The sequence below is a fragment of the Streptomyces sp. NPDC002643 genome, from assembly GCF_053592555.1.
Window position 1 is genome coordinate 98201 of record NZ_JBSFVY010000005.1, and the last position, 21933, is coordinate 120133.

Annotated in this window: 17 protein-coding genes and 1 pseudogene; 9 read left to right on the forward strand and 9 right to left on the reverse strand. The window is 70.6% G+C overall.

The window, feature by feature from the left end; genetic code table 11:
* Nucleotides 1-173: 173 nt before the first annotated feature.
* From ACWD4G_RS09405 to ACWD4G_RS09430, 6 genes and pseudogenes are all read left to right on the forward strand, one after another.
* Nucleotides 174-557 (forward strand): hypothetical protein, encoded by a 384-nt coding sequence (locus ACWD4G_RS09405; RefSeq protein WP_451291858.1) that lies wholly within the window; start codon nt 174-176, stop codon nt 555-557.
* A gap of 104 nt (nt 558-661) precedes the next feature.
* Complete coding sequence (locus ACWD4G_RS09410; protein ID WP_451291860.1) at nt 662-979, forward strand: YkvA family protein; 318 nt, start codon at nt 662-664, stop codon at nt 977-979.
* A 40-nt stretch (nt 980-1019) separates the two neighbouring features.
* Nucleotides 1020-2296, forward strand: a pseudogene (locus tag ACWD4G_RS09415) (CAP domain-containing protein).
* Between the two features lie 151 nt (nt 2297-2447).
* The gene (locus tag ACWD4G_RS09420; protein WP_451291862.1) at nt 2448-3596 is read left to right on the forward strand and encodes a serine hydrolase domain-containing protein; all 1149 of its coding nucleotides are present in this window, start codon (nt 2448-2450) and stop codon (nt 3594-3596) included.
* Nucleotides 3597-3660: 64 nt separating this feature from the next.
* Nucleotides 3661-4350 carry a nucleoside/nucleotide kinase family protein gene (locus ACWD4G_RS09425; RefSeq protein WP_451291864.1) on the forward strand — a complete coding sequence of 230 codons (690 nt, stop codon included), beginning with the start codon at nt 3661-3663 and terminating at the stop codon, nt 4348-4350.
* 115 nt (nt 4351-4465) lie between these two features.
* Nucleotides 4466-4768, forward strand: coding sequence for a hypothetical protein (locus tag ACWD4G_RS09430; RefSeq protein ID WP_451291866.1), 303 nt, complete (start codon nt 4466-4468; stop codon nt 4766-4768).
* Nucleotides 4769-4790: 22 nt separating this feature from the next.
* Here the strand turns inward: ACWD4G_RS09430 and ACWD4G_RS09435 are convergent, their stop codons facing one another.
* The 6 genes from ACWD4G_RS09435 to ACWD4G_RS09460 form a co-directional block, all read right to left on the reverse strand.
* Complete coding sequence (locus ACWD4G_RS09435; RefSeq protein ID WP_451291868.1) at nt 4791-6623, reverse strand: hypothetical protein; 1833 nt, start codon at nt 6621-6623, stop codon at nt 4791-4793.
* Between the two features lie 13 nt (nt 6624-6636).
* A complete protein-coding gene (locus ACWD4G_RS09440) occupies nt 6637-8346 on the reverse strand; it encodes a hypothetical protein (protein WP_451291870.1) in 1710 nt (569 codons plus the stop codon).
* Between the two features lie 2 nt (nt 8347-8348).
* The gene (locus ACWD4G_RS09445; protein ID WP_451291872.1) at nt 8349-9251 is read right to left on the reverse strand and encodes a carbohydrate ABC transporter permease; all 903 of its coding nucleotides are present in this window, start codon (nt 9249-9251) and stop codon (nt 8349-8351) included.
* On the reverse strand, nt 9248-10168 hold the full coding sequence (locus ACWD4G_RS09450; protein WP_451291874.1) for a carbohydrate ABC transporter permease: 921 nt from the start codon (nt 10166-10168) through the stop codon (nt 9248-9250). Before ACWD4G_RS09450 ends, ACWD4G_RS09445 begins: the two co-directional genes overlap by 4 nt.
* Nucleotides 10169-10293: 125 nt before the next feature.
* Nucleotides 10294-11616, reverse strand: coding sequence for an ABC transporter substrate-binding protein (locus ACWD4G_RS09455; RefSeq protein WP_451291876.1), 1323 nt, complete (start codon nt 11614-11616; stop codon nt 10294-10296).
* Nucleotides 11617-11892: 276 nt separating this feature from the next.
* A complete protein-coding gene (locus ACWD4G_RS09460) occupies nt 11893-13023 on the reverse strand; it encodes an ROK family transcriptional regulator (RefSeq protein WP_451291878.1) in 1131 nt (376 codons plus the stop codon).
* 322 nt (nt 13024-13345) lie between these two features.
* Between ACWD4G_RS09460 and ACWD4G_RS09465 the strand changes: the two genes are divergently transcribed.
* On the forward strand, nt 13346-14245 hold the full coding sequence (locus tag ACWD4G_RS09465) for an N-acetylglucosamine kinase (RefSeq protein WP_451291880.1): 900 nt from the start codon (nt 13346-13348) through the stop codon (nt 14243-14245).
* 166 nt (nt 14246-14411) lie between these two features.
* A complete protein-coding gene (locus ACWD4G_RS09470) occupies nt 14412-16340 on the forward strand; it encodes a phosphatase PAP2 family protein (RefSeq protein WP_451291882.1) in 1929 nt (642 codons plus the stop codon).
* A 354-nt stretch (nt 16341-16694) separates the two neighbouring features.
* On the opposite strand, the gene ACWD4G_RS09475 is transcribed toward ACWD4G_RS09470, so the two are convergent.
* The 3 genes from ACWD4G_RS09475 to ACWD4G_RS09485 form a co-directional block, all read right to left on the reverse strand.
* On the reverse strand, nt 16695-19085 hold the full coding sequence (locus tag ACWD4G_RS09475; protein ID WP_451291884.1) for a SpoIIE family protein phosphatase: 2391 nt from the start codon (nt 19083-19085) through the stop codon (nt 16695-16697).
* A 92-nt stretch (nt 19086-19177) separates the two neighbouring features.
* Nucleotides 19178-19957, reverse strand: a complete 780-nt coding sequence (locus ACWD4G_RS09480; protein WP_451291886.1) for a peptidoglycan-binding domain-containing protein — start codon at nt 19955-19957, stop codon at nt 19178-19180.
* Between the two features lie 76 nt (nt 19958-20033).
* Nucleotides 20034-21317, reverse strand: coding sequence for a sensor histidine kinase (locus ACWD4G_RS09485; RefSeq protein WP_451291888.1), 1284 nt, complete (start codon nt 21315-21317; stop codon nt 20034-20036).
* 183 nt (nt 21318-21500) lie between these two features.
* On the opposite strand from ACWD4G_RS09485, the gene ACWD4G_RS09490 reads away from it, so the two are divergent.
* Nucleotides 21501-21869: a DUF4333 domain-containing protein gene (locus ACWD4G_RS09490; RefSeq protein WP_451291890.1), complete on the forward strand. Its 369-nt coding sequence runs from the start codon at nt 21501-21503 to the stop codon at nt 21867-21869.
* Nucleotides 21870-21933: the final 64 nt, after the last annotated feature.

Genomic DNA, 21933 nt, shown 5'->3' on the forward strand with positions numbered 1-21933 from the left:
TCGCGGATCGTGACGCGGTGGGACGCCGAAGTCACGTCATCCGCCCGGGACCGTCCGCTCCTACCCGCCACGGCGCCCGGGCGCGCGGCCCCGGCCATCCCCTAGACCGGGGCCGCCCAGGACTCCACGCGAGTCGCACCCACTGGCGTCGATGCAAGACCGGAGCGTTGAACATGGCCCTGACCTCCTCGCCGACCCACACGGACTGGCCGTGTCAGGTCAAGACACCCGGCAGCTATGACTGGGAGAGGTCTGCGGCCAAGTGGCTGCGCGAGTTGGTACCGGCCCGCTACGGCAGCTATCCGGCGATGATGCGTCATCCCGTGCTGCTCGCCCGGCATGCCCAGATCCAGGTCCAGCACGAGATCCGGGTCGCCCGCACGGCCCTGCAGACGGCCCGCTCCGAGCTGCCCCGCATGGGCATGTCGGAGTCGGTGATCGAGCACACGATCAAGATGTACGCGGCCGAGGTCATGCAGCTGAACCACATAGCCCGCAGCATCAGGGCCGTCAGCCAGGCCCTCGTGGACCACAACCTCGCCCGAGCCGCCCACTGACACCGCGCCTCTACCGCCCCCTTGTCCAGCGCGTCGCGGTAGAGGACGCCCGCACAGGGAAGACGATGGGAAGGACACAGGCGTACGAGTGAGGGGCGGGACGGATGGATTCCTGGGTCTGGGGCGCGATCATCGTGATCGCGGTGGTCGCCCTGGTCGTTCTCGGCGTGGCGGTCAAGCTGCTGCTACGACTGGTCAACACCCGGCGTGAACTGCGCCGGGCCGGCCTTCCCACCGGCCCCAAGTGGGTGTTCTGGGGAGCCGTCGCCTATCTGGTCCTCCCGACGGACCTGCTCCCCGATCCGATGTACCTCGACGACATCGGCGTCCTCCTCCTGGCCCTGAGGTCGATGCGCGCCGGCCGCGACGACACGCTGACAGCCGAACGACAGCAGGACCCGGGAACCGCCCTACGAGGATGAGTCGTTGTCGGGCTGACGGTCACTGCGACGGGCGGCACCGATGAACGAACTGCTCCCCGGGGGCAATCTGCCCCTGCCGCCCAGCACCCTGACGCTCAGGGTGCCGGGCCCCTTCGACGTGTCGGCCCTGATCACCGACGACAGCGGCAGGGTGGACGGCGACGAGGACTTCGTCTTCTACAACCAGCCGACGGCCCCGGGCACCCGCTTGGACGGGGAGACCCTGACGGTGACACCGCCGGCGCTGCGGGCTGGGGCGACCAGGGTGACGGTGGCCATCAGCCCGGCGGACCCGGGCACACCGTTGGGCCAACAGCCGGCCCCCACCCTCCAGATCACGGACTCAGCCGGCCGATTGCTCGCCCGCTTCACCCCACCACACCCAAGGCAGGAGACGGTACTGCTCCTGGCGGAGATCTATCGCAGGGGCCCGACCTGGAAACTCCGAGCACTGGGCCAGGGCTACGCGGACGGACTGGCGGGCGTGGCAAGGGACTTCGGGGTGGATGTGATCGAGGAGACGGCGACTTCGACACCTCGTCCCGCGACCGACTTCCTGACCCTGGTCAACACAGCCCGTTCCTCCGTCGGCTCCCCACCGATAACGCTCAACCCCCACCTGACAAACGCGGCCCACTCCCACGCCACAGCGATGTCCGCACAAGGCCACCTCACCTCCGAAACCACAGACGGCCTCTCCGTCCACCAACGCATCACAGCGACCGGCTACACCTACCTCGCGGTCGGCGAACACCTCGTCTCCGGCCCCCGCACCCCCGCCGAGTTCGTGGACTACTGCCTCTCGACCCCCCAGTCACTCCACACACTCCAAGACCCCCGCTGCACAGACGTCGGCATCGCCCACATCCCCAACCCCGTACAGGCACGGTCTTCTGGACGGCTCTCTGGGCCCAGCCGTACACCCCCACCGGTCTGGCACAGATCACCACCGAGGTCATCACCCTCACCAACACCGAGCGCGCAACCGCAGGCCTACGCCCCCTCACCCCCGATCGGCTCCTCGCCGGCGCGGCGCAAGCGCACTGCACGGACATGATCCAGCGCGCCTTCTACTCCCACACCGACCCCGACGGCAGCGAACCCTGGCACCGTGCCGCCGCCGCGGGCTCACCCTTGCGCTCCATCGGTGAGAACATCGCGTGCGGCCAGCGCTCGGCGGCCGAGGTGGTGACCGGCTGGATGAACAGCCCCGGCCACCGCGCGAACATCCTCAAACCCGGCTTCACCCACATGGGTGTGGGCTTCGCGGGAGGCGGCGCGGCGGGGACGTACTGGACCCAGCTCTTCGGCGCCTGAAACCCGACTCACGGAAACCTCCCTCTTTCGGGTCGGTCAACTCGCCTCCCCACTCGGCTACTTGACTCTCTGTGATCGCTCGACTGCAATGCGGACTGTGCACAGCTCAACTCACTGTGTACGCCTCGGCCGGCGACGGGAGACGCATCAGATGGTTTCGACAACGGTGGGCATGAGCGCGGCGGCTCTGGGCGCGATCACGCTGTCCCTGCTGACGGTCCCCGCCCAGGCGGCCCCCCGACCGGACACCCCTCCGGACACCGCTGCCGCCGCCGTTGCCGCACCGGATCGGACGGCGCTGCGCACATCACTGCGCACGGCACTCTCCCAGGGCGCACCAGGCGCTTTCGCGCGGATCGACGACAACGGCAAGGCGCTGCATCTGGCGGAGGGTGTCGCCGACCGGGTCAGCGAGCGCGCCCTCGGCACCGGGGACCGTATTCGCGTCGGCAGTGTCACCAAGACGTTCTCGGCGGTGGTCCTGCTGCAACTCGTCGACGAGGGCAAGCTCAAGCTGGACTCCCCGGTCAACACCCATCTGCCGGGGCTGGTCGACCAACGGATCACGGTCCGCCATGTGCTGAGCCACCGCAGCGGGCTGTACGACCACGCCAACACCCTGTTCACCCCCTCCGTCCAAGGGTTCGAGAAGGTGCGCAACAAGGTCTACACCTACCGTCAGTTGATGGACATGTCGCTGGCCAAGCCGCTCACCAACAAGCCGGGGGCCACGTACGCGTACTCGAACGCGAACTTCGTCGTAGCAGGCATGCTCATCGAGGAGATCACCAAGAAGCCAGTGGCGACGGCGTACCAGAACCGGATCATCAAGCCGCTGAAACTGACCGAGACGTTCTATGTCCACCCCGAGAACACCATTCCGGGGAAGTTCTCCCGTGGCTATATGACGGCCGACTCCTCCGGTCGGAAGATCGACTCGACTGAGCAGACGGTGTCGTGGGCGCAGAGCGCGGGGGCCCTGGTGTCGAGCGCGAAGGATCTCAACAAGTTCCTCACCGCCCTGATGAAGGGGAAGCTGACCTCCTCGGCCCAGCTGAAGCAGATGCTGACCTGGACTCCGGTCAACAGCACCCAGGCGTACGGGCTGGGGCTGCGGCGGCGTGATCTGTCGTGCGGGATCTCGGTGTACGGGCACACGGGCACCGTGCAGGGCTACTACACCTGGGCGTTCACGTCGAAGGACGGCAAGCGGAGTCTGACGTCGTTCGCCAACACCTCCAACAACGGCACGGTGTACTCGACCATGAACCGCACCCTGGAATCCGCGTTCTGCGGCTGACCTCCCGGTCACCGCGGTCGGTCCTCCGTCGCGGGGCGCCCGTCCCAGGGTTTACGGTCTCGGCATGACATCCGGTTCCGAGGTGCGCGCCCCGCACGTCTCCCTCACGTTCGAGGATCTGTCGACGCGGGCCGCCGCGCTCGTCGGCTCCGGCCGCCGGGCGCTGCTCGGTATCACGGGCGGCCCCGGCGCCGGGAAGTCGACCCTGGCCGAGCGGCTGACGTCGGTGCTCAACGGCGACGGGGAGCCCTGGGTCGCGCACGTCCCGATGGACGGCTTCCATCTGGCGGACGTCGAGTTGGAGCGGCTGGGCCGCCGGGGCCGCAAGGGCGCACCGGACACGTTCGACGCATCGGGCTACGCGGCTCTGCTGGAGCGGCTGCGCCGCGACGAGGACGACACCGTCTACGCCCCCGGCTTCGAGCGAACCCTGGAGCAGCCCATCGCCGGGTCCATCCCGGTGCCGCCCACCGCCCGGCTGATCATCACCGAGGGCAACTACCTCCTCGTCGACGACGGCCCCTGGGCCCGAGTCCGCTCCCACCTCGACGAGGTCTGGTTCTGCGAACTCTCCGAGCCCGAGCGCATCCGCCGTCTCGTCGCCCGCCACGAGGAGTTCGGCAAGCAGCACGACGAGGCCGTCGCCTGGGTGCTGGACACGGACCAGCGCAACGCGGACCTGGTGGCCACGACCAGGGGCAGGGCCGACCTGGTGGTACCGGAGTCGGCGATGCCGAAGATCGACTCGGTCTAGTCTGCCGGCATGGGGTTGGATCAAGCCGCACTTCTGGGCCGGGCACGCGTGGGACGACGTACGGGAGTTCGCCGCGCCCGAGCTGCGGGAACCGCTCGACGGGTTTCTGGGGCCGTTGATCTGGGAGAGGCCCGACGGGGAAGGCCGGGTCTTCGACGACGAGTTGTCTCCGCCGGGTGCGGAGCCCGGGACTCCGCTGGTGTGCTGTCGGCCGGAGACCGTGTCGGCGCTGGCGGGGTTCTGGTCGCGGGCCGCGCCCCCGCTGGACGGACTCCGGGAGGCGTATGCCGCACACGCGGCCCGTCCGGGGCGCTGGATGGCGGACTTCGACGAGTTCGCCTCGCTGCTCCGGCAGTGGGGGGAGGTCGTGGAGGAGGCCGACCGGCGAGGTTGGGGACTGGTCGGCCTCCCCTGGTGAGGTCGCTCCGTGGGCCTGACGCTCAGGCGCCGAGCGTCAGCGTCGGTTCGCCCTTCTCGTCGCCCGCCGGGTCGCCGACCAGCGCGGTGAACGCCTCCGTGCGGACGAGCAGACCCTCCGGGGTGTGTTCGACGGCGAACTCGAAGGGGTGTTCGCCGCGGCCGTAGCGCACCGCGAAGACGTTCAGGTCGTCCGGGGCGCCCGGGACGGGGGTCGCCTCGTACGCCGTGGAGGTCACCAGATGCTGCCAGCCCTCGTCGGGGTTGCCGTAGCCGCGGGGATCGGCGGCCAGTGCGAAGGCGGCCAGTTCCTGGGTGGTGTCCGTGCGGGCGTCGAAGTGGTCGGGGCCCTCGGCGGTCGGGTGGGTCAGCCGCAGGTCGCCGGCGGACGTCACCTCGGCCTCCGCGATCCGGCGCAGGCGGTCGCCGTCGTCCGCCGCGTACGGCAGGCCCGCCAGGAGGTACGGGGCGCCGGGCAGGCGTTCGACGGCGACCGTGGTCCACAGACGGGTGCCGTCGGTGACGTACAGGGACTGGACGTGGCGCAGGACATGGTCGCGGGTGACGATCGGCTTGGTGACCAGCTTGGCGGTCAGGCCGTCGGCGCGGACGTCGCGGACGCGGACCTCGCCCATGGGGCGGCAGAGCAGGAAGCCGTCGACGACCGGGCCGAAACCGTGCTGGCGGTTGACGGCGGCCGGCAGGAAGTACGTGCCGTCGGCCTCGACCACCGACGGGGTCATGTGATCGTCGAACGCCACCGACACCGTGCCGGCGCGCAGTTGGTGCCGGGCGGCGGCGGTGGACGGCTCGCGGTGCCAGCGGGTGGGGTCCTGGATCTGCCAGACCAGCATCCACGCGAAGTGGCCGTCGACTCCGCCGTCCGCCTTGGCCGCGTGCCGGGCCCAGCGGCTGTCGCCCCGGTAGCGGCCGAGGTCGGAGCCGATCCGGGCGCCGAAGTAGCGCAGGCCCAGGACCGACTCGAAGGCGGAGTGCTGCTCGCTGTAGCGGGGACCGCCGTTGTCGAAGCCGCCACCCGTCAGACGGGCGTCGATGTAGCGGGCGACGGCGTCACCGTCCTCGGCGAAGATCTCCTCGCCGCTGACCCGGTGTGCCTGGGCGAGGAAGGACAGGGAGATCGGGCCGTAGTTGTTGTCGTAGGCACCGCCGTGCTCGGGCGGCAGCAGGGCGCTGCGGTCGCGGACCCGGTGGGCGCGGATCTCGTCGGTGTACAGCTCCAGGGCGCGCGAGCGGACCGACTCCCGGTCGGGGGACGGCAGATGGCCGGCCAGCATCAGCCCGCCGACGACGCAGCCGATCGCCTGGTTGCCCGCCTCCTGGGGGTTGAAGAACGTCGCCTCGGTCAGCCAGCTCCAGTAGCCGCGCGCCACTGCGAGCAGTTCGCCGCGCTGTTCGTCGCCGACGAGACCGTCCGCCGTGTCCAGCAGGTTGACCGCCTGGAGCAGCGCCCAGACCGTGCTGGGCCAGTCCCCGATGGGGTGCGCACCGGCCGCGAGGGTGTAACGGGCGTACGGCAGACCGGAGTTGCGGGCCCGCAGATTGGGGTAGCCGGGGTTGTCCTCGGTGTACACCCGCTCGCGCAGATGGAAGGCGAGGCTGCGGCGGACCGCCTCCGGCAGCCGAGGGTCCTTGGTGCGCTGCCAGGCGAGCGCGAGCAGGGAGGTGATGCCGAGGGAGGTGTCACCGATGTCGTCGACGCAGTCGGGGTGTTCGAGGTTTCCCTCGGGCGTGAGGCGCGCGAGGGCCTGCTCGGTGACGTCGGCGAGCACGGCGTCGTAAGCCTCGGGAGAGTCCGGCAGGTCGTGCAACGGGCCGAGCTGGCGAGGGAGGTGCAAGGAGATCAGCCCTTCATGACTGAGAGGTGGCGCGCAGTGTGAGGGTCAGTGTCTGCGGTCCGTACCCACCGAGGTAGACGCGGTTTCCGGTCGTCGCGTCGGTGCCGCCGGCCACGGTGTAGTCCTGCCCGGGGTCGTAGCGCAGTACATCGGACCGGTCCGGTCCGGCGAGGGGTTCGCCCGTCTCGACGGCGGCCTCGACCCGGATCTCGTCGTCGCCGACGCGGTACGTCATCGGCTCGGCCGTCAGGCACCAGCGTCCGTCTGCGAGCGGTAGGGCGCCCCGCGGCTCGCCGCCCGGCCGGAAGGTGAGTTCGAGAGACCAGGGCACCGGTGGTCCGCTGATGTCGATCCGCAGCTCGGCGCCGTCCTCCCGCACGTCCACCTCGACGCGGATCGTGTGGGAGAACTCGTCCTGCGGCCGGTCCGGGAAGGCCATCGCTGCGGAGAAACGGCCCTCGTCCACCAGGCGGTAGGCGCCGTCAGCGCGCCTCTGCTCCTTCGGGAGCGGCTGGTAGTAGGCGGCTGCGAGAGTTTGGGTGAGCCGGTACCGGTTGTCGGCGAGCTGTTCCATGCCGGCGGCACGGAACGGGCCCAGGTCGAAGAAGACCCGCGAGAGGCGGACCGCGTCGAGGACGGCGGCACCGGCGAACATGCGCAGGAAGGTGGGGTTGCAGGCGAGGCCCGAGCGGATGCGCCGGTGCTCGGGCACATCGGAGCCGCCGTACACCACCGTGTGCGCGGTGGCCGAGGCGTGTTGCGCGAGGCGTGCGGTGGTGAGGTACCGGGCGCGCGGAAGTGTCTCCGCGTCCGGGGCCGGCAGGACGCGGCACAGATCCGGGGTGAGGAGGGTCTGGGCGAGCAGGTCGGGGTCCTCGATGCCGTCGGCGGCCGCCAGGCGGGCCGCGCGGGCGAAGTCGCCCCGGCCGGTGCGGATCGCGAGCAGCCGGTAGTGCGGCAGGTAGGGCCACAGCGAGAACGAAAGCCTCTGGTCCTGGCGGCGCGAGTGGACGGTCTCCACCGTGCCGTCCGGCCTGATCAGGTCCAGGGTCGTGGCGAGGTTGCGTTCGACGGCGTCCAGCAGGTCGCTGCGCCCGAGCACCTCGGCCAGCAACAGCAGCGCCGGGTTGGTCACGATGGACGCGTAGACGGCGCTGCGTTCCGAGTACAGGCCCTCCGTGTCGATGTCGACGCCCTCGGCGAGCCATTCCTCGACGCGGTCGAGCAGCCGGTCGTCGGGGAACGACCGGTGCAGCCGGGCGAGGGCCGCGCTCAGTTCCCAGCGGTGGTTCGGGGTGTGCACGCCCCCGGTCAGGAGACTGCCGGTGGCGGCGCCGGCGATCTCGGCGAGCGTGGCCGTGACCTCGCGCAGTTCCGGTCCCGCGGCGGACGCCAGGACGTGCGCGTCGCACACGTCGTTGACGGTGAACGCGGAGTCGGGCGGTGACTGGACGTTGTCGCCGCCCGTGAAGAGACCGGAGGGCGTCTGCACGGCCCGCAGGGCGCGGAGGTGGGTCATCGCGGCGGCGACGGCCTGCTCGCTGCCGTGCAGTGCCGAGTCCGGGGAACGGTACGCCGCGACCAGGGTCTTCACCCGGTGCGCCAGACCACGGTGCGGCACTCCGACGGGTTCCACGTCCGGGTCGGCCGCCAGGGGGGCGGCCGTCCGGTCGGCGGCGCGGGCCGCCGACCGGACGAACTCGTGGTCGAGCGGGGTGGACAAGATCAGTCCTTCAGGCCGGCGTTGATGTCGGCGTTCATGACGTACTTCTGGAACACCAGGAAGACGACGATCAGCGGGACCATGGAGATGACCGATCCGCCGAGCAGCACCGACCAGTTGATGTTCTGCGCACCGACGAGGCTCTGGATGCCGATCTGCACGGTGAACTTCTCGGGGTCGTTGAGCATCAGCAGCGGCCAGATGTAGTCGTTCCACCGCCACTGGAACGACAGGATGGCGAGCGTCAGCATGATGGGCCGGGACAGCGGCACCATGATCCGCAGGAAGATCGACAGCTCACGCGCGCCGTCGATGCGGGCGGCCTCGATCAGCTCGTCGGGGACCGTCAGGAAGAACTGGCGGAACATGAAGCACCCGGTCGCGGTGAGCAGGGCCGGGAGGATGATGCCGGTGAGCGAGTTGTAGAGGCCGAGGTCGCGGACGACCAGGAACAGCGGGGCGAGCATGACCTCGGCCGGCAGCATCGTGGTGGCCAGGATGCAGAGGAAGAACGCCTTCAGCCATTTGTTGTCGTACTTGGCCAGCGCGTACCCGGTGCAGCAGCTGACTCCCACCGTGAGGATCGTCGCGATCACGCACACGATGGTCGTGTTGATGAAGTACTCGGAGAAGTTGGCGCTCGCCCACGCTTCCTTGTAACCCGACACGGTGGGGTCGTCCGGGAACAGCGTCAGCGGAAGGGAGAACAGGTCTCCCGCCGGTTTGAAGGAGCTGAGGACGAACCACAGCACCGGCAGCCCGTAGAGGGCCGCCAGGACCCACAGCAGAGTCGTCGCGGGAATCGCGCGCCGAAGCCCGCCGCTTGCCGCGCCGCGGCGCGGCTTCCTGGAGACGGCCGGCACGGAATCTGCGTCGACCTTGCGCACTGTGTCTGTGGTTGTCATCGGTTCTCCACCCGCCGGTTGACCATCATCTGGATCATCGCGACGACCATCAGGATGAGCATGAGCACGAAGGACGCGGCGCTCGCGTAGCCGATCTGGCCCGACTTGAACCCCGTCTGGTAGATGTACTGGACCAGCAGGTTGTTCGACGTTCCGGGTCCGCCGTTGTTGAGGGAGGCGAACACCGCGTATTCCTTCATCGCGTGGATCGTGTTGAGCAGGATGACGATGAAGGACGTGGGGGCGATGCTCGGCAGGGTGATGCTGAAGAACTGGCGCCACGGACCGGCGCCGTCGAGCGCGGCCGCCTCGTAGTACGACGTCGGTACGTTCTTGATCGCCGCGATGAACAGCAGCATGGAGAAGCCCGTCCAGCCCCAGGCCGCCGCCACCACGACCACGATCAGTGACAGGTCCGCGTTCGACTGCCAGGGAACGGCGCTTCCGCCGACCTTCTCGATGAAGTAGTTGACCAGTCCGAAGTTCTCACCGAACAGCCACCGCCACAGGACACCCACGATGATGGGCGACAGCAGCCACGGGATGAAGAAGAAGACGCGGGCGACCGACGCGCCCTTGGCGTTCTTGCTCACCAGCACATTGGCGATGAGCAGCGACAACACGAAGTTCAGCGGGACGAAGAGCACGGTGTACAGCAGCGTGCGGGTCGTCGCGGCGTAGAAGGTCGAGTCCCCGAGCAGCGTCTGGTAGTTGTCCAGTCCGACGAACTGGAACGCGCCCACGCCCGTGTAGTTCGTGAAGGAGTAGACGAGCCCGATCACCGCCGGCCAGACGAAGAACAGCGCGAAGAGCACGACATTGCCCGCGATGAGGACGAGCGGTGCGAGGGTGTACTTGCTGCGTCTCCTGGGCGGGCTCACGGACACCTTTGACACGTCCGAGGCGCGTTTTGTCATCTTCCTGACTCCGTGCTGGTGGATGGGGTTCCGGTGGGCTCAGGCCATGAGCCCGGCGTCACGCGGGGACCGGGGGCCCGGGCGGCGGGGTCGGGACACCGCCGCCCGGGCCTGTCGGCCTGCGATCAGCCGCCGACCTGCTGGTTGTAGCCGTCGACGATGTTCTGCAGGGCCTTGTCGGACGACTGCTCGCCGTTGATCGCCTTGCCGAGCTCCGCCTTGGTCGGGTCGTCGGCGAGGCTCTTGCCCTTCAGCACCCAGTTCGTCTGCGCGCTGTTGAAGTAGCCGGAGATCGGGTCGTAGAGCGGGATGGACTCGTTGTAGAGCTTGAACGCCGCCTGCGCCGCCTCGGACTTGAAGGGGTACTCCGGGTTCAGACCGCTCTCGACCGGCAGGAAGCCGGAGGTCTCGCACAGCGTCTTGTAGTGGTCGGGCTCGTACAGCCAGGACAGGAACTTCTTCGCGGCGGCGGCCGCGTCGGCGTTGTTGTTGAAGCCGACCGTCATTCCACCGCTGTTGACGTCACTGGCCTGCACCGGCTGGGCGGGAGTCGGGACGCTCGCCCACTCGAACTTCGTGATGCTCTCCGAGTAGGCGGCGACCTGCCACACGCCGGACCAGTAGGCGACGACGTCACCGCTCTGGAACATGGCCGACGGGTCGGCGCCGCTGGTCCACACCGACTTCGGCATGGTCTTGTCGTCGTTCCATCCGACGAAGGTCTTCACGGCCTTCTTGGTCGCGTCGTCCACCGAGAACTTGCCGGAGTCGTCGGCGTGGACGTACTTGCCGCCCATCTCGTACACCATGGCGCGCAGCCGGGACGGCGACTGGTCGAAGGTCAGGGAGTACTTGGCGTTCGTCTTCTCCCGGACCTCGTTCGCCGCCTTGATGAACTCGGTCCAGGTCCAGGTCTTGTCGGGCGAGGTCGGGTAGTCGACGCCGGCCTTCTCGAAGAGCGACTTGTTGATGAACATGCCGGACGCGGTGACGTCCGAGGGGATGGACAGCACCTTCCCGGACGAGTCCTTGGCGACGAAGTTGGCGTTGATCTTGTTCGTCTTGTTGTTGGCGATGTCGCTGAGGTCGATCAGCTTGTTCGACCAGATCGGGTCCAGCGCCGGCACGGCCGCCACGTCGGGCAGCGAGTTCGCCTGCGCGGAGTTGCGCAGCTTCGTCGCGTAGCCGTCGTAGGGGATGTTGACGAGCTTGACCTTGACGCCGGTCTCCTTCTCGTACTGCGCCACCATCTTCTTCCAGCCCGCGTCCTGCCCCGGAACCGTGGAGATCCAGAACGTCAGCGACTTGGAGGTGCCGCCCGAGTCGGATTCCCCTCCGCAGGCGGAGAGCAGCATGGCACCTGCCGTGGCCACGGCAGCGAGGGGGACAAGGCGGCGCATACCGCCGCGGCCGAGTCGGCTGGAGTGCCGCGCACCTACATTGGTCATCTTCGATCCCTTTTTCGTCGCAGGGGACGGAGCACGGCGCCGACCGAAGCGGCACTGGTGCATTTTGCAGGAAAGTCACTTTCTGGGGGGCGCGGCCTCGCCCGGCCGCGTCTTCCTGACGGGCGAGGGTCCCCGGCCGTCGTGGCCGTCACCGCACGGGCACGCCCTCGTGCGATTGCCGTACGTCGAGTACGGGCGGGACGCTCGCTCCGAGCCGGCGTCCCGGCCGACTCAGAAAGCGCTTGTCCGGACATTGGCAGACCGAGCCGGAAACCGTCAATCCTTCGCCCACGCCGCATCGGTTACGGTTTGGACTCCCCGGGCCACCGCGAGGCGGGAGGCGCCCACCACGGTACCGAGATCGCCGACCGTGCTGCTGACCACCTCGGTGGGCCAGCTCAGCCGCGCCATCTCCGCCCGCACCCCTTCGAGGAGCTGCGGGTCCGCGCCGGTGCTGCCGCCCAGGACGATCAGCCCGGGGTCCAGGACGGCGGTCACGGCGGCGGCCAGCCGGCCGATGTCGGCGGCGTGCCGGTCCACAAGCCCGCAGGCCACCGCACGGCCCTGGCGGGCCAGCGTGAAGAGTTCGTCGGCGGTACGCGGACAGGGCCCGTCGGTGTCCGGCCATGCCTCGGCGGCCCGGCGCAGCAGCGAGCGGGCGCCGATGTACTCCTCCAGGGCCTCCTGGCGCGGCTCCACGTCGTCGTTCCAGGGGTAGGGCAGCCGGGCGAGCTCACCGGCGGCCCCGTTCGCCCCGCGCAGCACCTGGCCGCCGACCACGATGCCGAGACCGATACCGACGCCGATCCGCAGATAGCCGAACGAGGCACGGCCGCGGGCGGCACCTTCGTGCAGCTCGGCGAGCGCGGCGCAGTTGACGTTGTTCTCCAGATGGACCGGCACGCCCGGGGGCAGGGCGACGGCCATGGCGTCGAAGACGGGCCCGGCCTTGGCGGTCGCGGGTCGCTGCCCGGCGCCCTCCTCCCCCGCGGTGACATCGCCGACGGCGACGACGATGGAGCGCAGCGGGGTGCCCTCGGGCAACGCGAAGACGGCCTCGCGGACCACGTCGGCGGCCTCGTCCCGGGAGCCGGTGGCCTGGGCGAGCAGGGTGCCGTCCAGGGCGCAGGCGCGTACCCGGGTGAGCGCGGGGCCCAGGTCGACGGCGAGCACCGCGCCTGCGGCCGGTCCGAGGCCGTATACGGCGGCGGAGCGGCCGGTGGTGCCGGAGGCGGTGCCCCAGTGGGCGGCGAGGCGGGCGTTCTCCAGTTCCGCGACGGCGGAGGACACCGTCGGCTTGGACAGGCCCGCCAGGCTCGCGAGCTGTGGGCGGGTCGCCGTGCCGGCCCGGGCCAGCACGGCGAAGACAGCGCTCGCGCTCTCGGTCAGGCGGGGGGCTTCCGCCACGTCGTGTTCCACAGTTCTCCCACGAAAGGTCGAGCGCCGCGCCCTGGTGGAAGCGTCTGCCGGGGATGGCGGCGATGGGATGCCATGAGGTCACGCGTTCTCTCCCCGCCAGGGCCCGGTGGGGCCGGTCCGGTGGTCGAGTGCGTGCTTTCTCTTGACGCACTGTACTTCGTTAGTTAACTTCCTAACGAACGTCACGGTACTCGCCTGCCGTGGTCCGTCAGAGGCCCGTCCCGGGGCTTCCCTAGTTGTACGACTGCCCTTCCTCCAGGCACGGCTTCGCCCGCCGTCGCACGCACAGCGCAACGACGAAAGAGGATTCGTGCAGGAACCCGTACCCCTCGTGGTCGGTATCGACGTGGGCGGCACCAAGACGCAACTGCGCGCCTTCGCGGGTGACACCCCGGCCGCCGATCACGTCCGCTCCAGCAGTGGCTGGCGGCCGCACGACCCCGTGGCCGCCGCCCAGTGGCTGGCCGCCCTGACCGCCGAGGCCCTTCCGACGGGCGTCCGCCCGGCCGCTCTGGCCGTGGGCGGTCACGCCTGTGAGACCCCGCGTCAGTGCGCATCGATCCGCACCGCCCTGCGACTCCACTTCGACGTGCCCGCGCTGGTCGTGGGCGACGCCGAACTCCTCGTCCCCGCGGCGGGCCTGGACAAGGGTGTCGGTCTGGTGGCCGGCACCGGTTCGGTCGCGGTGGGCAGGTTCCCCGACGGGCGCCCGGTTCAGGTGGGCGGCTGGGGCGCGGTCCTCGGCGACGAGGGCGGCGCGGCCGGACTCGTCCGCGAGGCCGCACGCGCCGTATGGGCGGCTCATGACCGCGGGGAGGAGCCGGACGCGCTCGCGCTCGGCCTCGTCGCCTCCTTCGATGTCGCCGAAGTCCCCGCGATCGGGGCGGCGATGGAGGCCGCCGAGGACATCTCCGCCGAGTGGGGCCGGCATGCCCCGGCCGTGTTCGCCGCCGCCGAGGCGGGCTCTCCGCTCGCGCATCGGGTCATCGAGGAGGGCGGCCGGTCGCTGGCCTCGCTCGTCGCCCGGCTCGCCGCCCGCGGCGTCGCGGTGGACGACGTCGTGGTCGCGGGCAGTACCGTCCTCGCCCAGCCCGTCCTGTACGACGCCTTTGTCTCCGCCCTCTCGGACAGGGTGCCCACAGCCAGGTCACAACAGCTGCGGGTGCCGCCGGTCGAGGGGGCGGTGGCGCTGGCGCGTTCACTTCTGTGACACCTGCCGGACGCCGGGTCCGCCCCCGTCCGACACAACTCGCCCGTAAATCTTCGCTCGTAGCCTCATGGGGCGCCTTCCGGCTCGAACGTCTTCCCCCGCCCCACGGCTGTCATCGCAACGACCTCCCGGCCGAACGGCCGAAGAACTGAAGAGAGGCAGACGCATGCCGTCATCCGCCGGGCACCACTCCGACTCGTCGGTCAGTGAACTCGCCGTGAACAGAAGAGGATTCCTCCGGACCTCCTTCGGTGTCTCGGCCGGGGTGCTGGCCGCGCCCACCTTCGTGTCGTGGCTGGGAGCCGCCGACGCGAAGGCGACGACGAGCCCCGCCGCGTTCGTGGACGACTACACCACCAACATCACCGCGAACCTCACCCCCGAGACCAACGCGGTGGTCCGCGCCCTCGGCGGCTTCGCGGAGATCTGGAAGACCGGGGGCGCCTGGAACACGGGCACCTCGCTGCTGCCGGAGGTGACGCGCGCCAACATGCTGTACAGCGCCCGGGTCACCGCCCGCCGCACCGAGGCGCAGGCCCGTGAGGCCTTCATCACCGACCGGCAGCACCAGAGTTACTCGGTGATCACCGGTCTCGGCCCGCTCGCGGAGCTGTACAAGGCGGGCGCGATGGCGGTCACCGCGATCACCTCCGCCCCGGACGGCACCCCGTCGGGCAAGATCAGCGACTCCGTCCCCGCCGACGCCCCCGCGGGCTCCGCCAACGGCGCCGGCTCGACCACCTCCGAACTGGGCAAGGTGGCCGAGCTGGTCAACACCGTGCGCGGGCCGTTCGCGTCGAGCAATCCCGCCAAGTTCGCCTACCAGTACCCCCGCCCCTGGCGGATGAACGAGGACAGCGAGGTCGCCGACACCGGCACGACCGACGAGTTCGGGTTCCCGGTGTACGACTCCGACGTGATCGTCGTCCCGCAGTTGCTGCGGCAGCGCGGCGAGGACCCGGCCACGGACGGCGGCTTCCCCAGCGGGCACACCAACGCCCTCCACCTGGCGTCCCTGGCCTACGCGTACGCCATACCGGAGCGCTTTCAGGAGATGGTGACCCGCGCCTTCGAAGCGAGCCACGACCGGATCGTCTCGGGCATGCACTCCGCGCTCGATGTGATGGGCGGCCGGATCATGGCCACCGCGCTGGCCGCCGCCGCGCTGGCCGACCCGAAGAACGCGGAACTGAAGGCCGCCGCCCGCAAGCAGGCCCTGGAGTACTTCACGGCGAAGACGGGCACCACCGCCGACACGCTCCTCGCATACGCGCACTCGGACGCCGACGACCCGTACGCCGACCGCAGGGCCAACGCGCGTCTCGTCGAGCCGAAGCTGACGTATGTGCTGACCCGGCGCGGCAAGTCCGAGGACCTGACCGTGCCCAAGGGCGCCGAGGTCCTGCTGGAGACGCGGCTGCCGTACCTCGACGCCGAGCAGCGGCGTGAGGTGCTGCGCACCACCGCGCTGCCCTCCGGGTACGTCCTGCTGGACGGCTGGGAGCAGTGGGGCCGGCTCAACCTGTTCGCGGCGGCGGACGCCTACGGCGCGTTCGCGGCGGACGTGAAGGTGACGATGGACGCCTCGCTCGGCGGCTTCCACGCGGCCGACACCTGGCGCAACGACATCTCCGGCTCCGGCGGTCTGGTCAAGCGGGGCACGGGCACGCTGACGCTGGCCGGCGCCAACCGCTACACCGGCGGCACCACCGTCGAGGCGGGTGTCCTCGCGGCGGGTTCGAGGGAGGCGTTCGGGCGCGGTGACGTCAAGGTGGCAGGCGGCACGCTGCGCACCGGCGACCGCACCGTGCGGGTGCGGGGCGCGTACGCGCAGGCCGGTGTCCTCGACGTCACGCTGGACCGGGGCGGCGACGCGGCCCTCGTGGTGGACGGGCGTGCGGTCCTGGAGAAGGGCGCCTCGCTGGTGATCCGCTTCGACGCCGAGCAGGCGCCGCGTGACGGCAGCACGGTGGCGGTCATCGGGGCGCGCGCCCTGCAGGGCCGGTTCGCCGAGGTCAGCGTGGCCGTCGAGGGGTGGACGGCGGAGCAGGTCTTCACGGCGCACGGGGTGTCGGTGCGGCTGCGGAAGCGGTAACTCCGGCTGATCGCGGGGCTGTTGGGGGGTGGCTGGGGCCATCCCCCAACAGTCGTTTCAGGGGGTGGACGGTGGTCGGTCGGTGGGAAGTCGGCGGTCGACCGTCGGCCGGTGGCCCGGCCGGTAGTCGGTAGTCGGGTACGGCGTTCGGCGTTCGGCGTTCGGCGTTCGGCGTTCGGCGTTCGGCGTTCGGCGTTCGGCGTTCGGCGTTCGGCGTTCGGCGTTCGGCCGATGGTCGGTCGGCCGGTGGTCGGTCGGCCGGTGGTCGGTCGGCGGTCTTTCGCGGGGGTCGAGGACGTTTGCACGGGACCGACCGTCGCGGTCGACGACGGTCGTGGACGGCGACGGTCGTGGTCACAGGACCGGAGGCAGTGCCTGTTCGGCCCAGATGGTCTTGCCGGCGCCGCTGGGGCGGCTGCCCCAGCGGTCGGTGAGCTGGGCGACGAGCAGGAGGCCCCGGCCACCCTCGTCGAAGCTGCGGGCCCGCCGCAGATGGGGTGAGGTGCTGCTCGCGTCGGAGACCTCGCAGATGAGGGTGCGGTCGCGGATGAGGCGGAGTTGGATGGGGGCGCCGCCGTAGCGGATGGCGTTGGTGACGAGTTCGCTGACGACGAGCTCGGTGACGAAGACTGCCTCCTCCAGGCCCCAGGTGACGAGTTGGTCGGTGGCGAGCTTGCGGGCGCCCGCGACGAGCGCCGGGTCGTCGGTCAGGTTCCACACCGCGACCTGTTCGGCGTCGAGGGCACGGGTGCGGGCGATGAGCAGGGCCACGTCGTCGGCGGGCGTCTCGGGCAGCAGATCCTTGAGCACGGTGTCGCAGGCGCGCTCCAGACTGTCCATCGGCCCGCGCAGGGCGTCGCACAGCGCGGCCGTACCGGTGTCGACATCGCGGTCCCTGGCCTCGATCAGACCGTCGGTGTAGAGGGCCAGCACCGAGCCCTCGGGCAGCTCCAACTCGGTGGCCTCGAACGGCAGTCCCCCGACGCCGAGCAGCGGTCCGGCGGCCACCTCGATGACCTCGATACCGCCGTCGGGGCGGACGACCACGGGTGGCGGATGCCCGGCGGAGGCCATGGAACAGGTGCGGGTGACCGGGTCGTAGACGGCGTACAGACAGGTGGCGCCGATCTCGCTGTTTCCGGTGCCGTCGCCGGCCGCGAGGTGTTCGACGAGGTCGTCGAGGTGGGTGAGGAGTTCGTCGGGCGGCAGATCGACATCGGCGAGCGCCCACACCGCCGTGCGCAGCCGCCCCATGGTGACGGAGGCGTGCAGACCATGGCCGACGACGTCACCGACGACCAGTGCGACCCGGGTCCCGGACAGCGGGATCACATCGAACCAGTCGCCGCCGACCCCTGCCTGGGAGAGCGCCGGCAGATAGCGGGAGGCGAACTCCACGGCCGCCTGTCCCGCCATCGCCTTGGGCAGCAGACTGCGCTGGAGGGCCAGCGCGGTCGTGCGTTCCCGGGTGTAGCGGCGGGCGTTGTCGACGCAGACGGCGGCCCGGCTGGACAGTTCCTCGGCGAGTGAGACGTCCTCCTGGTCGAACGCGTCGGGGTGTTCCGGGGTCAGTACGCGGACGAAGACGGCCACGCCCAGGGTGGTGCCCCGGGCGACGAGCGGTACGGCCATGAACGACAGCTCGTGGTCCTCGGCCTCGTCGAGTTTGGCGGAGCGCGGCCCGTGCCGGGCGAACCAGGTGTCGAGGTGGTGGTCGCCGGTGCGGGTGAGCACGGCTTCGCCGGTGAGCAGGGCTCGGGCAGGTGGTGAGAAGGCCGGGTAGACATCGGCGGAGCCCAGGCCGATCGCCGCCTCCGGGACACCGGGCGTACGGGACTGGTGGGCGGCCCTGCGCAGTCGCACACCGCCGTCCATCGGGACCGTCTCCGGTTCCTCGCCCTGGAGGACGGACTCCAGCAGATCGACACTGGCGAAGTCGGCGAACCGGGGCACGACCAGTTCGGCGAGTTCGCGGGCGGTCTGGAAGAGGTCGAGCTTGGTGCCGATGGACCCGGCGGCCTCGTTCAGCAGGGCGAGGCGCTGGCGGGCCCAGTACTGCTCGCTGCTGTCGAATCCGGCGAGCGCGGTGCCGATCAGCTCTCCGGCGTGGTCGTGCACCGGCCACATCTCGAAGCTCCAGGCGTGCATACGCCGCCCGGACGGCGAACGGGTCCAGCTCTCGTAGTGCACCGGCTGCCCGGTCTCCACCACGATCTCCAGATGCCGGAGAAAACCCCGGCTGTGCGCGGCGTTCTCCACGGTGTCCGGGAAGTAGCGGTGCAGAAACTCCTCCTCGGGCTGGCCCATGACCCGGCACGCCCAGTCGTTCATGCGCAGATAGCGCTGGCCGGTGTCGAAGATCGACATGGACATCGAGGCCTGTTTGAAGGCCAGCTCGCCAAGAGCCCGTTCATCGGGGTTGGGGGAGACCGTGAAGACGAAACCGTGCCGCCCGCCGCCCGCACCCCGCAGCGGGGACATCCGCACCCTCAGCTCCTGGAGGCGCCCGTCCCGGTACCGCAGGATCACCAGTCCGTCGCCGTACCTCAGCAGGGTGCGCCAAAGGATGGAGACATCGCCGTGGACGAGATCCACCACCGGGCGGTCGGACACCTCCTCGGGCGCCCACCCGGTGAGGCGCCGGGCGCCCTCGCTCCAGCCGGTGACGAGGCCGTGCGCGTCGACCACCGCCATCGCCTCACCGCCCGGGGCAGCCCAGGACGAACCCGACCCCTTCGTCACCATATGGCAAGGATGGTCCGTTCGGGGCGGGGCAACAACCCGGGTACAGCGGGGGTGCGCCGGGTCTGCACCGGGGTTCGGCCCCGCCCGAGCGGCTAGAGCGTCGTGCGGGACTCCAGGTCCTTGCGGGTGTCGTTGCCGTAGACACCCGTCTCGTCGCCCCGGATGCCGTACCAGAGCTGGAAGCGGGCCACCGCCTCCCGCAGTACGACGTCGTACTGACCCGAGGTGGAGCCGTTGTCGTACACGTTCGGGATGCGGCGCAGCCGCTCCTGGAGTTCGGAGACCTCGGGGCCGGTGTCCCCCTCGCGAAGGGTGCCGGCGCCGTCGGGGTCGACGCCGTCATCCGGTGCGGGGGCGGGGGTGTCGGGGGCCGTGGGGGTCGGGGTGGGGGCCGGGCTCGCCTCGCTGTCCTTGTCGGCGCCGGGCAGCAGCAGGGCGGCGCCGAAGCCGAGGAGGGCCGCCGCGCCCACGCCGACGACCACCGCGGCCCGCTTCAGACCGGCGCCCGCGGGTGCCGGGCGGCGCCGCTGCCGTCGTCCGCCAGAGACCACCTGGTCGGCGCCGAAGTCCTCGCCGACCACCACCGGGGGCAGTTCCTCGGTCTCGGGCTCCTCCGGCTGCGGCAGGATTCGCCCCCGACGCCTGGCCGAAGGCCGGGGCGAGGCCGAGGACGGCTTCGGGCCCGGGGTGGACTCCGTCACCGGCGGCACAGCGACGGTCTCGTACTCGTCGTCCGGGGTGATCGTCCCCTTGTACAGCTCCATCTCGCGCAGCAGCTCCGCGAGGGCCTCGGTCCGGCGTCGGCGTATGACATACGTCGGCTCGATCGTGGGCCGCTTCGCCCTCTGCCCGGGCTCGGGCGGTGTGGACACGCTGGTCTCCCTCCGTACACGCGGTCTCCCGCCATCCCCGTGAGGAGATACGGGAAGCCCGGCCCGGAAGTTCAGCTCATCCGGCGGCGGGCTCGGCCGGGAGCACGGCGAGGACCTCCCAACCTGGGCCGTCCTCGCGGGGGCGGGCCTGTATACGGCCGCCGAGCGCGGTGACGCGTTCGGTGAGGCCGACCAGTCCGAAGCCGCCGCCGCGGGCCGCCTCGGGGAGCCGGGCGCCGCCCCGGCCGTCGTCGCGGACCGCGACCTCCAGGTCGCCGCGGGCATAGCGGAGGGAGACGGTGACCTCGGTGGCGTCGGCGGCATGCCGGCGGACATTGGTCAAAGCCTCCTGCGCCACGCGGAAGGCGGCGGTCTGCACTTCGTGCGGCAGATCGTCGGGGAGGGAGGGGGCACGGTCGAGCCGGGCCGTGCGTCCGTCGACACCGCCGACGCCGTCGAAGCCCCGGACCAGCTCGTCGATGGCCGCCAGGTCGCCGACCGGGCGGCGGTCGGCCTCGGTGTCGTCGTCGTGTTCACGCAGAACGCCGACCGTGCGGCGCATGGAGGCCAGCGCCTCCGTCGCGGCGCGCTCTATGCCCGCGAGCACGGGGTCGAGCCTGGCCCAGGCTTCGTCGGGGGAAGCCTCCGTGTGGGCTCGCTCGGCCTCGGTGGTGGCCATCAGCCGGGCGACCTGGGTCTGCACGAGTATGCCGGTGACGTGGTGGGCCACGAAGTCATGCAGGTCGGCGGCCATGGCGAGGCGCTCTGAGCGGCGGGTCTCGATGACGGCCTGACCGCGCCGGTGGTCGAGGGTACGCAGATAGGCGGCGAGCCCGGCCAGGCCCCCGCCTATCAACAGCGTCCCCGTGGCCACGCCGAAGAGGCTGGCGTCGGAATCGACGGAGTAGTACGGAAGCGTGAGGGCGAGCAGGGCGGTGCCGTCGAGCAGGCCGCAGGACAGGGCCCAGCCGGGTGGGCAGGTGCGGATGGCGGTCATCAGCAGGCTCACCAACACGACCGCGAGCCCCGGGCCGAAGCCGCCCACGTCTCCGACCACGAGCAGGACCGTCAGGTACGCCATGGTCACGACGGCAGGCACGCCGGTGCGCAGCTGAGGCGTGAGCCAGTCGGGCCGCCGACGCACCGGCCACAGCAGTGCCGCCAGGCCGACGAGCAGGACGATCAGATGCAACCAGAGGGTGCCGACATCCGACTCCTCCTCGAGAAACAGGAAGTCGGACGCGCAGAGCAGCAGCAGGGCGACGATGCCGCCTATACGCAGGCAGCCCGGTCGGGGGGGACGTGCCGGCCCCTGGGTGCCGTCGTCCGTGGGTTCCTTGATGTCGAGCGCGAGGTTCACGCCCATCACAGTAGGCAGCCACGAGGCCCGCCGTATCGGCCGTACGGCTGAGGAGGCCCGCCGGACGGGCCGGGAAGCCTGGCCGTTCGGCCGAGGCGGGCGCCCCCGGCGCCGGGAGATGTTGGTGACGTCACAGCGGACGACCTCGACCGCACCTTCCCTCTCCCGACACTGGAGCACTCGATGGAACGCAAGCCTCTGATCATCACCGGCGCCGCGATCGCCGCCGTGGCCGTCGGCGGCGGCGCTCTCACCTACGCGCTGAGCGGCACCGAGTCGACCACCGGACTCGACGAGTACAACACGGTCAAGGTCGACGGCGCCAAGGCGCTGAACGGCAACATCGTCGCCGGTCGCACCGAGTCGAAGTACAGCCCGCTGCCCTGGGTCGGCACCGACCTGTCGGACGTGAAGTGCCCCGCGCTCAAGGCGGAGTCGGGCACGGAGATCACCTGCACGGCGAAGGGCGGAGACGGCGAGGCGCTCTCGATACCGGTGACCGTGGTCAAGGCGAGCGACACCAAGGTCACGTGGAAGTTCGAGCGTCAGTAGTCAGATCCGCACGCGCCGGTGATCAAGGCCCATGTCACCGGCGGTCAGGGCAGAGGAAAGGAAC

Excerpts from the sequence above, each read along its gene's own strand:
- ACWD4G_RS09455 (WP_451291876.1), bottom strand. The coding sequence starts at position 11,616 with ATGACCAATGTAGGTGCGCGGCACTCCAGCCGACTCGGCCGCGGCGGT.
- ACWD4G_RS09405 (WP_451291858.1), top strand. The coding sequence starts at position 174 with ATGGCCCTGACCTCCTCGCCGACCCACACGGACTGGCCGTGTCAGGTC.
- ACWD4G_RS09420 (WP_451291862.1), top strand. The coding sequence starts at position 2,448 with ATGGTTTCGACAACGGTGGGCATGAGCGCGGCGGCTCTGGGCGCGATC.
- ACWD4G_RS09445 (WP_451291872.1), bottom strand. The coding sequence starts at position 9,251 with ATGACAACCACAGACACAGTGCGCAAGGTCGACGCAGATTCCGTGCCG.
- ACWD4G_RS09470 (WP_451291882.1), top strand. The coding sequence starts at position 14,412 with ATGCCGTCATCCGCCGGGCACCACTCCGACTCGTCGGTCAGTGAACTC.
- ACWD4G_RS09475 (WP_451291884.1), bottom strand. The coding sequence starts at position 19,085 with ATGGTGACGAAGGGGTCGGGTTCGTCCTGGGCTGCCCCGGGCGGTGAG.
- ACWD4G_RS09425 (WP_451291864.1), top strand. The coding sequence starts at position 3,661 with ATGACATCCGGTTCCGAGGTGCGCGCCCCGCACGTCTCCCTCACGTTC.
- ACWD4G_RS09490 (WP_451291890.1), top strand. The coding sequence starts at position 21,501 with ATGGAACGCAAGCCTCTGATCATCACCGGCGCCGCGATCGCCGCCGTG.
- ACWD4G_RS09450 (WP_451291874.1), bottom strand. The coding sequence starts at position 10,168 with ATGACAAAACGCGCCTCGGACGTGTCAAAGGTGTCCGTGAGCCCGCCC.
- ACWD4G_RS09410 (WP_451291860.1), top strand. The coding sequence starts at position 662 with ATGGATTCCTGGGTCTGGGGCGCGATCATCGTGATCGCGGTGGTCGCC.